Source organism: Nostoc sp. FACHB-892 (assembly GCF_014698795.1).
Classification (GTDB): domain Bacteria; phylum Cyanobacteriota; class Cyanobacteriia; order Cyanobacteriales; family Nostocaceae; genus Nostoc.
On record NZ_JACJTR010000041.1, the window covers coordinates 39468 to 52965 of the forward strand.

At 40.2% G+C, this 13498-nt stretch carries 21 protein-coding genes and 1 pseudogene; 18 read left to right on the top strand and 4 right to left on the bottom strand.

Translation table 11 applies throughout. The annotated features are described in order from the left end of the window. Window positions 1-212: 212 nt before the first annotated feature. The 10 genes from H6G96_RS32055 (at window position 213) to H6G96_RS32100 (ending at window position 4687) form a co-directional block, all read left to right on the top strand. A complete protein-coding gene (locus H6G96_RS32055; RefSeq protein ID WP_190917187.1) occupies window positions 213-749 on the top strand; it encodes a hypothetical protein in 537 nt (178 codons plus the stop codon). 95 nt (window positions 750-844) lie between these two features. Further along, window positions 845-1054, top strand: a complete 210-nt coding sequence (locus H6G96_RS32060; RefSeq protein WP_190917189.1) for a hypothetical protein — start codon at window positions 845-847, stop codon at window positions 1052-1054. Window positions 1055-1125: 71 nt separating this feature from the next. Continuing rightward, window positions 1126-1503 (top strand): hypothetical protein, encoded by a 378-nt coding sequence (locus H6G96_RS32065; RefSeq protein ID WP_190917191.1) that lies wholly within the window; start codon window positions 1126-1128, stop codon window positions 1501-1503. Between the two features lie 42 nt (window positions 1504-1545). Beyond that, on the top strand, window positions 1546-1722 hold the full coding sequence (locus H6G96_RS32070; RefSeq protein WP_190917193.1) for a hypothetical protein: 177 nt from the start codon (window positions 1546-1548) through the stop codon (window positions 1720-1722). 42 nt (window positions 1723-1764) lie between these two features. After that, entirely contained in the window at window positions 1765-2214 is a 450-nt protein-coding gene (locus H6G96_RS32075) for a hypothetical protein (RefSeq protein WP_190917195.1), read from the top strand. A gap of 575 nt (window positions 2215-2789) precedes the next feature. Then, the gene (locus tag H6G96_RS32080; protein WP_190917197.1) at window positions 2790-3074 is read left to right on the top strand and encodes a hypothetical protein; all 285 of its coding nucleotides are present in this window, start codon (window positions 2790-2792) and stop codon (window positions 3072-3074) included. Between the two features lie 39 nt (window positions 3075-3113). After that, entirely contained in the window at window positions 3114-3353 is a 240-nt protein-coding gene (locus H6G96_RS32085; RefSeq protein ID WP_190917199.1) for a hypothetical protein, read from the top strand. A gap of 10 nt (window positions 3354-3363) precedes the next feature. Next, window positions 3364-3834, top strand: coding sequence for a hypothetical protein (locus H6G96_RS32090; RefSeq protein WP_190917201.1), 471 nt, complete (start codon window positions 3364-3366; stop codon window positions 3832-3834). Between the two features lie 4 nt (window positions 3835-3838). Further along, a complete protein-coding gene (locus H6G96_RS32095; protein WP_190917203.1) occupies window positions 3839-4135 on the top strand; it encodes a hypothetical protein in 297 nt (98 codons plus the stop codon). Between the two features lie 48 nt (window positions 4136-4183). Further along, window positions 4184-4687: a hypothetical protein gene (locus H6G96_RS32100; RefSeq protein WP_190917205.1), complete on the top strand. Its 504-nt coding sequence runs from the start codon at window positions 4184-4186 to the stop codon at window positions 4685-4687. Window positions 4688-4798: 111 nt separating this feature from the next. On the opposite strand, the gene H6G96_RS32105 is transcribed toward H6G96_RS32100, so the two are convergent. Continuing rightward, on the bottom strand, window positions 4799-5365 hold the full coding sequence (locus H6G96_RS32105) for a GIY-YIG nuclease family protein (protein WP_190917207.1): 567 nt from the start codon (window positions 5363-5365) through the stop codon (window positions 4799-4801). On the opposite strand from H6G96_RS32105, the gene H6G96_RS42550 reads away from it, so the two are divergent. The 5 genes from H6G96_RS42550 (at window position 5365) to H6G96_RS32125 (ending at window position 7925) form a co-directional block, all read left to right on the top strand. Next, window positions 5365-5493 carry a hypothetical protein gene (locus H6G96_RS42550; RefSeq protein ID WP_277933001.1) on the top strand — a complete coding sequence of 43 codons (129 nt, stop codon included), beginning with the start codon at window positions 5365-5367 and terminating at the stop codon, window positions 5491-5493. The two genes, H6G96_RS32105 and H6G96_RS42550, sit on opposite strands and share 1 nt — an antisense overlap. A 235-nt stretch (window positions 5494-5728) precedes the next feature. After that, on the top strand, window positions 5729-6364 hold the full coding sequence (locus H6G96_RS32110; RefSeq protein ID WP_190917209.1) for an AAA family ATPase: 636 nt from the start codon (window positions 5729-5731) through the stop codon (window positions 6362-6364). Beyond that, window positions 6361-6657, top strand: a complete 297-nt coding sequence (locus H6G96_RS32115; RefSeq protein WP_190917211.1) for a hypothetical protein — start codon at window positions 6361-6363, stop codon at window positions 6655-6657. The genes H6G96_RS32110 and H6G96_RS32115 overlap by 4 nt, the downstream gene beginning before the upstream one ends. Window positions 6658-6741: 84 nt before the next feature. Next, entirely contained in the window at window positions 6742-7107 is a 366-nt protein-coding gene (locus tag H6G96_RS32120) for a hypothetical protein (protein WP_190917213.1), read from the top strand. A gap of 308 nt (window positions 7108-7415) precedes the next feature. Then, window positions 7416-7925 carry a hypothetical protein gene (locus tag H6G96_RS32125; protein ID WP_190917215.1) on the top strand — a complete coding sequence of 170 codons (510 nt, stop codon included), beginning with the start codon at window positions 7416-7418 and terminating at the stop codon, window positions 7923-7925. A gap of 54 nt (window positions 7926-7979) precedes the next feature. Here H6G96_RS32125 and ltrA read toward each other — a convergent pair whose 3' ends face one another. Beyond that, the gene (gene ltrA, locus H6G96_RS32130; protein ID WP_190917217.1) at window positions 7980-9653 is read right to left on the bottom strand and encodes a group II intron reverse transcriptase/maturase; all 1674 of its coding nucleotides are present in this window, start codon (window positions 9651-9653) and stop codon (window positions 7980-7982) included. Window positions 9654-9696: 43 nt separating this feature from the next. On the opposite strand from ltrA, the gene H6G96_RS32135 reads away from it, so the two are divergent. The 3 genes from H6G96_RS32135 to H6G96_RS32145 all read left to right on the top strand — a co-directional run bounded on the left by H6G96_RS32135 (window position 9697) and on the right by H6G96_RS32145 (window position 12177). Then, the gene (locus tag H6G96_RS32135; protein ID WP_190917219.1) at window positions 9697-9972 is read left to right on the top strand and encodes a hypothetical protein; all 276 of its coding nucleotides are present in this window, start codon (window positions 9697-9699) and stop codon (window positions 9970-9972) included. A 781-nt stretch (window positions 9973-10753) separates the two neighbouring features. Further along, window positions 10754-11158, top strand: coding sequence for a hypothetical protein (locus tag H6G96_RS32140; RefSeq protein ID WP_190917221.1), 405 nt, complete (start codon window positions 10754-10756; stop codon window positions 11156-11158). A 557-nt stretch (window positions 11159-11715) separates the two neighbouring features. Next, on the top strand, window positions 11716-12177 hold the full coding sequence (locus H6G96_RS32145) for a hypothetical protein (protein WP_190917223.1): 462 nt from the start codon (window positions 11716-11718) through the stop codon (window positions 12175-12177). 319 nt (window positions 12178-12496) lie between these two features. Here H6G96_RS32145 and H6G96_RS32150 read toward each other — a convergent pair whose 3' ends face one another. Together H6G96_RS32150 and H6G96_RS32155 are read right to left on the bottom strand one after the other, a co-directional pair. Further along, entirely contained in the window at window positions 12497-12808 is a 312-nt protein-coding gene (locus H6G96_RS32150) for a hypothetical protein (RefSeq protein ID WP_190917226.1), read from the bottom strand. A gap of 120 nt (window positions 12809-12928) precedes the next feature. Beyond that, window positions 12929-13498, bottom strand: a pseudogene (locus tag H6G96_RS32155) (transposase); the annotation flags it as partial.

Sequence of the window (13498 nt, forward strand, 5' to 3'; positions counted from 1 at the left end):
GATTTATTGATTACATTCATTGACTCTACAGCAGTCAGTGTTACTACTGACTGTTTTTCTTTAAACTCTTTAGTCTTCAGTTCAGTACTATTGTCTATTTGTTTATCTGTGATTCTCTAAGTAATTTTTTCTGAGCCTGAGCTTTTAGTCCAAACTCCAGTTTAACTGTTGAAATTGACAGTTTAAATTGGGCAATGAAAACGGGAATGTTTATGCTGCCCAAAGGAGTAATTCTTTCTCCTGAAAATAAGAGCGTTGATGCTGTTTTTTGGCATTACGATAGTGAAGCTGGTATCCTTTATTGGACAGCAACCGATAGGTCTAGTTTCTTTTGCCGCAGATTTAAACTTGATGCCCAAAAACTTACCTATACCGATTCTGAAGATATTGATCCCAAAGTAGTCAAAGGATTTAATGAATATTTGCACTCAATTTTACTACGATTAATTTTGATAATGGAGTGCCGCCCTGAACTTGTAGATTCAACAAGCGAAATAGTTAGGGTAAATAAAGGTTTTGGCAAAGCGCAAGCGCAAGATTTTTATCAACCACTTTGGCTTGGACTTGGATATCGACTCAAGCGTGAAGGAACGCAAAGTAGTGAAGGCAGTAGCGGTACACATGGCTCTAAGAGTGTCCATTGGCGTAGAGGCTTCTTACGCAATCAGCCTTACGGAGAAGGCAGGCAGCAAAGAAAATTAGTCTGGATTGAGCCTGTTCTAGTAATGGGTGGAAAAGAATCATCATGATGACAGACGATGAAATTAATGGCAAATATGAATTTGGTTAATACATCGCACCATCTTGCCCAGCAAACAAGAAATAAAGAGTTAATAAAAAAGTTATGTACACGGCTTACCCCTATGTAATCAAAAATGATAGCGGTGCATACCTGCAAACCGATGCAACGATGCTAAACCCTATCTGGGGCAATATCGACACTGCAATGCACATTCGCCACTACATTGGTGCAGTAACAATTCAAGAAGTAACAGGCGGTTGGGTCTACCAACTCAACCGCGATTGCCATGAATACAATTTCATCAGCTTGTAAATACATAGTTTACTATGTAGAATATTAAGAGTAAGCGATCGCACATTCTGACTATCCCCATTAAAACCATCATGAAACTGCAACGTATCGAAGCAGGTGAATATCTTACTCCTGATGGTAGGTTTTATGTCCGCAATACTTACTATTCCAACGGTATACCCGGACGGAGTAACACAAGTTTGGGGTGGTTGATTGAAGATAGAAGCGGGGCAACTCCGTTTCAAAGGAACTACCATCAAAGTAACCTGCGGCGGGTGGATACGCTGACAGAAGCAAAAGAAATTATTGCTTTGGTTATGGAGTGTGATCGCAAGGAGAAGACATTACTCAGTGCTGGATGGCGTAAGGAAGACAACGCGCAGCCGCCAGGGGTGTGTTGGCTATCTCCCTACACTGGCAAGTTGTTAACCCGAAGTGAAGCACTGTTGGAACTGAGTTTGATGTCGTGACCAATAATCCTACTAATTGACACCAAAATTAAGGACTGCTATATGAAAAATTTTGTTGTAAAGGTATCAAGGAAAGAATATTTTGAGATAAAGGTGACTGCTGAAAATAAGGATGAGGCGGCACAATCTGCATTGTCTGGAGAACCACCTGATTGGAAGGTTGAAAGTGTAGAAGAGGTAGTAGATGAAGAAGAAGTAAAAAAAAATGAGCTAATCTGACATAATTACAACTCTTCAAATAAATATTTACAACTTTAATTGATGGACACCACAAAACTAACATCTAATCAAAAAATAGGCGTATTTTATCACGATGATAATAGAGGAGCTAAAGCCAAAATTGAAGAAATAGCTAAAGTTTCTCCCACTGGGTATGTCACGTTAAAAAACGGTAAACGCTACAACCCAAAAGGATATGAGGTAGGAATAGAAATAATTGACGCGACATTTCTTTGCTCGGTAGAAAAAGCACAGGCAATTATAGATAAATCATTAGCATTTAAGCAGAAGAAAGAAGAAGAATATAAAGCATATCTTGCTACTCCTGAAGGTCAAGGTCAACTTGCTGTTCAAGAAGCAGTAGAAGCTGTCATAAAAATACTCAATAAATATGGTTGGTATGCTGATGAGCATGGACACATGGATACTTTGGAATCAGAAATTAGAATATTAATTAAGCAATATGTAAGCGAAAACAACCCGATTAACTAAAATATTTCTGAATAAAAGTCGATCGCTGTACTTAACCAATACGGCTGGTATGCTGATGTTGATGGTCACATGGATGTGATGGAATCAGAAATAGAGCAAATTATCAAAAAATATGTCAGCGAACACGAACCTATTAACTAAATTCTTATGGTTCATAGTTTTAAACATACATTTCACGGAAAAAAATATCGTGTTGTTCTTGAGGTAACAGATTGGCGTATCTTTCCACGCGAAACTCGGTGAAAAAAAGGCGAAGAACCTCAATGGTCAATTGAGCAGAAACAAAACTCATTTCGTGACGAAGTAACAATATCTGCTTTTGCTTTACCTCAAACTATGCCTTCCAATACAGCTTTTTGTAGAAATGGTATGAATAATATTTGTGTTTTTTATGCACAAACTAATGGTGACAAATCCCAAGAAATCTTTAATAAAGCTTGGAAAAAGGTAAAGGAGTGGACTAGTGTATCTAATGAGGATTTACATCAAAAATTTAAGCCGTACTTGAGTTGAATTTTTAACTTGACTAAAAAATGAATACTAATGGTTAACTCAGCAATAACTAGAGGTCAATTATGAATAAACAAGAGTATTTGCAGCAAGAAAACGAAAGCTTAAGAGCAATAGCTATTCAAGCTAAACGGCTATTATTGAGTGATGAAATACCAGATGCCACACCAGAGGTAATGAATCTGTGCGAACTGATTGAACGCCATGAACAAGAAAAGGGTGAACTTTCCCCTCAACTAAATCCTCATGGTAAAAAGTCTTGGTATGCAAAATTTGATGAAAAAGGACAAGTTGCAGGGTTGCAAGAAATATTAGTTTTGTCTAATGAAGAAAAACCTATTAACTATTAACTAAAAATTCAGGTATTTCATTAATTGAGGTTAAGTTTTATGTTTGAGCCAAATGAAGAGGGAAAAGTCAGACTGTACTTTACAGAAGAGAAAATTTGCATTGGTTCCTACAAAGAAGTAGAAAAGTACGAGCGAGAAACTAAAAACAGCTATTGGACATCTGAGTTTTTTGAATTACCACCAGACAATAACCCAATTGGTAAAACAGCAGATGAAATTAAGTTAGCTGTGAGAGAAATACTTTTATCAAAGTTACTGAAAAAAAGCTTAAGTCTGTGATGAACCTTATATGTACTACGGATACCGTTGCTATACCAAAGAAGATAAGCCTTTAGGTTGGCTATACACATTTAGCTGTGATACTGAATATGCTTTTACCAACACAGATTTACATTGGTGCAAGCGCTGGAAGACTGAACGGGGTGCAAAAAAACATTTTGAACATTACGATAGTCGCTGGCACTTCAAAAGTCAAGGAGGCTATCTCAAAATTGAAGTTATGCCAGAGTTTTCACAAAGCCAGTATAAAGCTAAGTCTAATCAGCAGCGATGGAATGAAGCCAATCGTGATGTACTTTACCAAGCTCAAGAAAATTACAATCAGAAGCGCCCTATAATGTCATTTCGTCCAAAAGCCGAACTGTTAAAATGGCTGGAAGAGGAACGCACAGTAGATGATAATGCTGAACCTGAAACTGATGCAGCACTTCTAAATCGGAAGTTAGAAAAACTAAAGATTTTAGAACAACAGGGATTTTAAGACAGTGAAAGCAGAAAAGCTAAAAAATCTAATTATTAATATTCTTAATGAAAAGCCAAGGTTTTTTGATGGTGTTTGCGCTAAAGATGTTAAAAACTTACTTTTAGAGCATTATGAAATTTCTATAAGTGAAAGAACAATTATTAAAGTGATGATGGAAATAATAGATGAGGGTCAGAGTAAATTTGGTGGCTCTGGTTATGTTTGTGGTGATGATAGTACACTAACATGGGCGGATGAACATAGTAATGCAAATTCAAAACTGAGAGGATTACATAAGTATTGGTGGTTTAATATTTAAATACCAAAAATAAGTTGACTGAAGAATTAGCAAATAAGTATTTAAATAATGAGCAGTAACTTAGACCGTCTGTTGGCAATATTAAAAGAACAAGCAGACTTGATTGATAAACTTAACACACGTTCTGACTTTCAATACAAAAGTACACAAAGGCTAGTTTTGGATTATGGTAAACCTTTTTTGACTCAAGTTAAATCACCATTTAAAGGTGAACGTAAAGCTTGCTTTGAAAACTGCTTAAAAGGATTGTTGAGGTATCCAAACCTAAACTATTGTGAGGGATTTGCTATTAGTGAGGATATTGATATAGCTGTATCCCATGCTTGGCTAGTAAATAATGATGGAGAATTAATTGATCCAACTTGGATAGGTGAGCGGTTTAAAGGTAGTGCTTATTTTGGAGTAGTCTTCACCGATGATTTTGTAAGGGAAATAGCCCAAAAGACTAAATGCTATGGAATCCTAGACAACGATTTCATGAATGAACACCAACTATTACGAGAAGGATTTCCACCTCACGCACTACTTACTGAGGTGATAGACGTTCAATGATTAGTGCGATCGCTCCCCCAATTCCTAGAGGAAAAAAGAGTGATCGCATACAAAAAAGCCCAGTTATGAGATGAATGGGCTTTTAGCTATCTCTATCGTCACAAAAAAAATTTACCCAAACGGTTGCCCCCAGCGCTCCCAGTTCTCCTTGTTAAATGGTGTCTGAAATTTTTGAATTAGTGCAAGCTCTAGTTGCTGCCTGGGCTTTCTCTGCACAGGGGCATCCCACCAAAAAGCGATGCTCACTTCTCTTTGTAGCCCATAATGATGATGCAGTGAATGGTAACTATCTAGATATTGCTTGCATCCATGCTCACCTTTCCAGCGTCTACCAGAACGGCAAGTTTCACCAATATATAAAAGCAAGGGCATCGCATTATCGCTCACAAAATAAATAGCGGCGCTACCCGCATCTGTTGGCATCCGATAAAATGCCATTGATTGGAGCGGTAAACTGAAGGGGTCTATCGCGTCTGGGTCACAATGCGTTCTTTGTAGGTCAAATAATGCCGTCTGCTGTGGTGGCTGACTTTCCCTTGCTATCTGCTGATAGTCAAAAAGCTGAGATTTCCACCGAAGCAGCGCCTTAAGGCTCATCACCAGTGGTTCTGATCTACGTGCTGGTGTAGGCGTTACAGATGGGAATAGGTTTAGCTGATCGGGTTCCAAGGTCATCATTGGGAATTACTTTTCCAGTAGATTATCTCCCAGAAGTGAGTATTAATGGATTTGCATTTCAGCGATCGCTTGTCTCTGGTTATGGGGGAAACAAAGCGATCGTACCTCAAGTACCCCCACACCTCTAAATTTTGATTCAATGATAAGGAAACAACTTTCCCCTTTGGGGGAATGCCACAAACCGGATTTTTTATCATTTCTACTCAATTAAGTTAAGTAAATAAGTAAATTATCAGCAGCCTTTTCCATCTTGAAGGAAGGTGCTGATTTTTTGTATGTGAAGAACCAACTGCAAAAAATCACAGTGGCATCCTTCGGTAGCTAGGATTATACTTATCTCAGTTCAGTAATTGAGTTAAGTAAATGCCCATTATTTCGTTTTGCAATCAGAAAGGGGGGTGCGGAAAAACAGTTGGGGCAGTGCATCTAGCCTCTTGGCTGCACCGCAAGCGCAAGAAAATACACTTTGTTGATGCAGACCCGCAAAGCAGTGGAGCAACATGGATGTCCCTGCTGTCTAGTCAAATCCCGACATCGAAGATTACTGACGCTAACGAATTAATAGAGAGATTGCCAGAGCTTGCTGAACAATTCCAGTTTGTAGTTGTCGATGGTGCGCCAAACACGACCGAATCAACACGAGCGATTTTGTGTTTATCGGATGTTTCGGTAACTCCAATCCAACCGACTGGGTTGGATCTACATTCTGCTTCAGAGGCAATAAGGCTAATCAAGTCCGCGCAAAAAATAACTGGGGGGCGGCCAATAGCAGCAGTATTCCTCTCTCGCGCTTCTAAAGGGACGAGGCTGAAAGAAGAGGCATTATCATTGCTCAGTCAAATTCCCGACGTTAAGTTACTCAAAACTGTGATCCACAATAAGCAAGCCATTGCCGATTGCTTTACTCAGCAATGCAGCATTTTTGAAATGAAAAAAGCAGAAGATTCGGCTCAAGAATTTGAGCAATTGTGCAAAGAGATATTGGGATTACTAAAATGAATATTAAACGAAAAAAGCTAGACGATGATACCGCTAAGTTCATTTTTCCTGAAGACGAACCGAATAAAAAAACTACTGGCGCGGCTAAAAAAGCTGAGAAGCAATCTAATGATTTATTAGAGAAATTAACTCAGCAATCTATACCAAGAGAAAAACCCATTCGCGTCAGTCTGGATCTATCTCCAGAAATGCACTCTAAACTGACTAATCTTGCGAATCGCACTGGTAGGAAAAAAGCTGAAATTCTCCGAGTCCTTCTAGAGCAGGCGTTTGAGGAAATTGATCTAGAATAATAAGTAACTCAATTACTTAACTCAATTACTTATTGCTAGAGAGTTGGGATTTGATTCTTTTTACTGTTAGAGTTATGTAACACTATGTTGTTTTTAGTTACTTGTGTAATCGATGAAGGCGTGTATGACAGTTCGTTTATCATCGTAGAGGCAGAATCGGAGTTAGAGATTGCCGAACACATATTGTCCGAAACATCAAAATGGGAATGGTTTTTAGATCGAGCATACCCCCATGATTGGCAGCAACGTCAACGAAAATTTGCAGGTTCTTTAATGGACTGCATTCACGAAAATCCTGCGATGAATCCACAAGAATTACTGGATTTGATTAACATCACTTCTGTGGACGGGGACTCAACATCGCAATTGCGAATTCATCCAATCACCGTGCGATCGCTGCGGGAGGTAGAAACTGATCCTTGGAAGCGTGAAGATTTAAACAACCGATAGCGATTTTGATATCACCACAGTACACTGCGGCTTGCGGTATGAGTATAGATCCTCCAGGCAGTGATCGCGTGTAACTCAAATAGAATTTAGTTCTCAGTAGTGAAATTGAGCATTTCATTATGTAAAGTCTTGTAAAAATAATACACTTTTGCTTCTGTTTGAAGCTTACGGGGAAAAGCCCATTACTTAGGCTTGCACTAACAATACGCCTACGTTTATTAAGTTATTACACGTATATAAAAATTTAGTTGTGTAACGCTGCAATCTTCAGTATATAGTTACTAACAGCATACTAGAGTGATAAAACGGTGCTGAACAAATACCTTAAAGTACTTCTTTCATCTGCCCTGCTCCTTACTGTAGGAACTAGTTTCAGTGAAAACGTCAATGCTCAAGCTGTTGTTAACGATACTTTTGCCGACGGTGGCTTTACCAATGGTGCTGATCCGTTAGATATTTCCTGGTTTGGAATTTCATCAAATTTTTCTGGAACAGTTTCAACTCCTTCTCGAATTCAATTAAGCGTAGTTGAAGATCCAACTCTTGGAAGTGGAAAAGCTTTAAACCTTGACACTCCCTCTTTTACTACTAACAATCCTGGTTTTATTCCCCCTCACCTTGCGCTTGGAACTTTCGCCCCCGTTAGTTTAGGAAGTGAACCAGGCGATACGCTTTATTTAAGCTTTGATTTTCGTTTTACTACTAAACCTAGTACCTCCACAACCTCTAGTCAATTTCCTGCTTTTCGCGCAGGTGGTTTACGTTTTGGTCTATACAAGGCATCACCGTGGTCGGGTAGCAGGACTATATCGCTATAATCCCGCCCCCTCAGAACCGGACTTGCGCCTTGCAACGCATCCGGCTCAAGCAAGTCATAGACTACAAATTGTTCCAGAATGTATTTGCTGATGACAGTACAGATGTACGAGTTGTAGGTTGCCGTAATTGTCATCACCGCCCTGAGATTTTGGCTTTTTATGATGAAGATGTAACTCCTCATCATTTAATAGGGATTCCCCGCATACAGGACAGACATATTGTTGCCTTTGGGCTATCTTCTGCCTACTTTTGATTAATTCGGATTTAGTTTTAACTTCTTGCCGCTTAATCCAGTAGTCCCTTAATTTGGGGTCATCAGGTGATGATTTACCTTTAACAAGAATGTGCCTTTCAATCTTGAACCAAGCAAATTTTAACATATAGGCTCCGGTTTGTTTATTACCAAAAACCCATCGGTCAAATGGTCTATCAAGATTTAGATTTCTCCAGTACTTAGCCTTACGCCAGCTATCAGATTTATTTCGATGAGTGCGTTTGGCATACTTTTTCTGTTTCTCATATAACCAGTGGTCAAGAGAATTGAAAATTTTTGAGGATACTCCAACTCGGAAGTAATTCGCTTGTCCCCGAATAATCGGATTGAGCTTTTTAATGACTGCATCTGCTGACTTACCTCTACAGTTAAGCCATTCAGAACGCAGTTTACTCCGAATATTTAGCACAGACTTTTTACTAGGTTTAATTAACAGCTTCCATCCAGTCTTTGTGGTTTGGTCTTTGTAGTGTCTGATATTGAAACCCAAAAAGTCAAACCCTTCTGTGAGATGCGATATTTTGGTTTTTTCCTGGGAGAGGGTAAGCCCCCTGACTTGCATCCAATCATTAAGGATTTGAACAACAGTTTTTGTATCTTCAAGTGTTTCACAGAACACTACAAAATCATCGGCGTATCTCACCAAGGCTCTTGCTGCACGTAGTTCTGCGTCCTTGTTATATTTAACTCCCAAGGCTTTTTCCATACCGTGCAAAGCTATATTTGCTAACAACGGGCTGACAACAGACCCTTGCGGTGTACCTGCATCTGTAGGATGCCATGAACCCGCTTCCATATATCCTGCTAGTAGCCATTGTTTAATTAATTCACGGGCTGGAAAGCCTATTAATCGCTCTAACAGAAAATTATGTGAAATGTTGTCAAAACATCCTTGAATGTCTGCATCTACGACCCATTTCTTCCGTTTATTCGGTCGGGCTAGGTTATAGATACTGGCAATAGCATCATGGGGGCTACGTCCTGGACGAAAGCCGTAACTAGACCTTTCAAAAATTGCTTCCCATTCGGGTTCTAGGGCATTTTTAACCATTGCCTGGATGGTACGGTCTTGTATTACTGGAATTCCTAAAGGTCGTTTCTTCCCATTAGCTTTTGGGATGTAAATTCGTCGTGCTGGTGATGATTTCCAGGGGGAGTAATCAGTTAATTTATCTACTAACTGACCCCTGGCTGTAGCAGTTTTTACTACTACTTTATCTATTCCTGGTGTGTTTCGACCTCTGTTATACTGCGTCACTTTTCTAACGCTAACAAGGCGATTAGAATAGCTGCGTAGCATCAGTTTCTGGAGAGAGCGTACCTTTTTCAGTTTGCCCTCAGTTTTTGCCCTAAAGATTCGCTGTCTCAAATTCCGAACAATCCGATTGGCTTTGCGCCAGTTGACACAATTCCAATCAGTCTGTCCCTTGGTTCGGTTTACAGTTGCCTGCATCTAACTTACACCTCGGTTTGAAATCATTACAACGGATGTGAGGTTGACTCACCTGCTTCCCGTCAGCACCCTTTCAGGTTGGACATCTGCCTTATCCACCGGGTTATGGATTTCCCTTGCCTTTCGGCTGGTGGCATTCGCTTTTGGAAGCATCCTTGACCCACTGAAGAATTCAGCTTTCCTTACGGATTGCTTACTGGGTAAATCCCAGACTTCATTGGGGTTACTACGTTACGCACGGATGAGATTTAATTGGGTAGGGTGTCCTTTCTACACCGGAGTGTTTGGTGCCCCAGTTCAACTTGCATTGAGGGGTTGAACCTTTACTGAATATTTTTGGGGTATTCAGCGCTTTCACTCATATCACCGTGTCAGCCTTTTCGATGACCAATTCTTACGATGCCTCAACAAGGATTCATTTACATTCACCCATCCAATCTTTCCTTTGCCCGGTTACATTTTTAGGCTAAATGCTCCCTTGGGCTTTACTTTCCGCTTCATACACCGCCGTTACCAGTGGTGCATGGGAAGGTTAGGAACAGTCTTGGACACCAGACTGGAGGAATCGGTTCCTCGCTCATCTTTTGGAAGCTTTATATATAGAGGCTTCCAGCCCTTCGTGCGCCATCGTGTCGCACCCAAAAAAGGTTTTTTGTACGCTAAGGCTGAAAGTACCTGTATGTAAGGATTTGGGCTGTTATTTGTTTGATGGTGCAGAGTATTGATACTACTCTGCACCATCTGGAAAGACATTAGCGAGTCAAGAGTGATAAATAGAGGTATGCCATTTGCTCTAAAATTTTTAACACCCCCCACATTGTTTACATTGGTTTAGAAGAAACCCAGCATCAGCTTTTTGCTGTGGAGTGGAATTAATGTTTCTAAGAGTTCTGCCAGCATTACCAGCATCTATACGGTCAGGGCATGGCTTTTGAAAACGATTACTCATACTTTGTACTTGCGTATTGTGTACTGTCAATTTTAGCGCTCTCGTTCATTAAACACAGTCATAGCAAGGATTTCAGCCTTAGCGTACAATTTTCCCGTTTTGGCACGGTGATGCCTACAACTCTGCATTTACTCCTGTAACGGCTAATATTTTGGCTTCACTTGTCGGCAGTGGCACTCCTGTGGAAGATGACGGTGGGTATTTTGTAGTAGTTGGTCTAGCTGGTACCAGCAATCTAGAACTTGCTAGAGAAAACTTTAACAGTAGAGATAGTGTTACTGGTGGTTTTGGAGGTCTTTCGTTAATATCAACTAGCTCTGTACCAACAATTGACGACACAGCACGTCATACAGCAGTCCTGACTATCAGACGCTTAGATTCACAAAGAGTTCGAATAACTGCATCAATTGATGGTTTTCTTGTAAGAGCTGTTGATTCTGGCGCTGGAATCATTACGTCTTTTGATGAAATTGTAGTCAGGAGTGGTTTTAGTGATCTCAACCTAATTAGTGATCTCAACCTAAATATTGATAACGTCGTACTCCAAACCCTTTAACCCACGCATCGAAAACAAGATTAGCTAATGTCTCAGTTCCAACTTTTATCAGTATCTAAAATCTGATACAAAAACGCCCAAAGCGTTACTATTGGCTCAAAGAATCGTTGGTGTGGAATGCGATCATAGTCCCGTTCTGAAGCCGTCTTCGCAGAAATGCCATATTTTTGTAGTGCTATATTTTCACGATTATAGCACTACAAGATTTTTAAACAGATATTTGCCCTCTCTGCAACGGAAACATTCTTCTTTTTAGCGCTTTTATCAAACTCTTAATGGCTCAAACGCTTGTTCTTACGTTTCTTGTCATTCCCGTCGACGGGAATGGGATGTCTGCAATACTTTATCTGCAATTCATTTTTGATAATAAGCGTAAAATAATTAACATAGTTACAGATTTTATTCGTCCCTTTCTTGGGTGGCCACCGCGTATCTCAGCGGATACCCAAGAAAGGCCATGCCCCGGCACGTTGCACTTATGAAAAGCTGGGTTTCGGGCTGTTAGCGATCGCCAGGTACTTCAAAAAACTGAGGCTCACAAGCATTGAGGTCTGATATTGAAAAGGTTTTTATTTGTCGGTGGCGTGCTGCTAATTCTTTTTGTTTATTTTGGTTTAAACTATTCTGGCTTCTGTTTTGCAGAAATGCGTTACCTAAGTAATGAAGAAAAAATTAGAGCAGTATTCGATTACCAAAATAGCCGGGATACATTACCTCTGGACAACGCCCCAGATCCCAAGCACGTCTTGGATAAAAGCTTCGGTGGATATAATCTTGCTCACATCAAGTATAAAAGCTTCGATGAATATATAGCATTGTATCCAGAATGCTGTTCCGTCAATCCCGGCGGCGGTTATGAAGTTCCTCCTACCGAATTTCTTGATCGAATTTTGGGATATGATTCGGGCGATGTTGTAGTTATTAATTTTCAAGTACGTTATTTAGATGAAGATAGTTCGCTCAAAACAGTAGAAAATCGCTTTGATAACTACTTGGAAAACTGTGGTAAACCTCGATAATAATTCCCTCGGACGGCGTTGTTGCGTGAATAGGGAAAAATGGTAAATTTTACTTATCCCCATTTCGCACCTACTTTGACTATTGAACGGCTAGGCCGTTAAATACCCGGCCTTCCACATATTCAATTAGAGGATAAACGTCAGCCACAAGGAAGGCGTTGTAATAGCATTGGCCAATGTGAATGTGGGGAATTATATCTCTGAAGGTTAAGGAAAGTTCAGAGGTTTTTTTCATCGTTATGCTATATCTCCCCGTATAGATAACCTTGCCCTTAATTCCTTGTGCGTAACTTTCGGAATCACTGCTCATTTAACCCGATTATGAGCAAAGGCTGCCAGACCAATCTTGATGACCTCGATTTGGTTGACACTTGTATTGCCGACCTACCCAGACAATTTCCCATTTATTTTTGTTGCGTCTCAATTCGATGCGATTTCGTCTCACCCTGACTGAATCATCAGCTAAACCTACTATGGTATGCACGATTACAGATGTGTTTTGTGTAGGATACGCAACTGAAATGTCCTCAGACTTTCTTCCTTCTTGTTCTTCTAAGTTGCTAAACAATTGTACAGCCACAGCTTTTGGAATAGTAACTTTAATACGGTTAGAAGAGATAAATTCTTGCACCTTAATTCTGGAGTTTGGACTAATTTGGATTCAACCAGCAATTAAGAGAACAGCAAGACAAAGTTACCCAACTTCTTGCAGAAACTGAGTCAAGTTGAATCATGAGAAAATCAGCCGAAACTAAGCAGCAGTTGAGTCAGCTTTGTTAAGTGATTCTTCGGTTTTGGGTTTTTTAGATGCGCGTTTTTTGACAGTGGGATAAGTTGGACGAGGGGATGGTTGATGTCCTGGGATGCGACCAGGTGATTTACCACGGGTTTTGGGGGGTTCGGCAGGAGTGCCAATAGCAGCTAAAATGAGGGGAAATGCTTGTGCCACACGCCCTGGAGATAGTTTATCTTGAGTTGACTGCCAAGGCAATGGGGAATCAATACAAGCAACTCTAGCGAGCCAGAGTTGCCAAGTTAGCAGGGGCATTAGGTCACTCCATCGCTCTGCTGCCTGAGTAGAACTCAATTGAGGCTGTGTCCAATGTAACCTTTGCTTTGCAAATCGATACCAATGTTCTAGAGCGAAACGGCGTAGGTATTTGTGCCAGAGTTCATCTAATGTCGGCATTGTCTTACCCAACCAAGCTAACCATAAAGGTTTGAATTTCCGATACCGTCCGGCTGGTTTAATCACTTCGACACGGATAATTTCCATGTCTCGGGTTGGAGATTCAAGAAAATGGAATTCGCTCCAACGCAT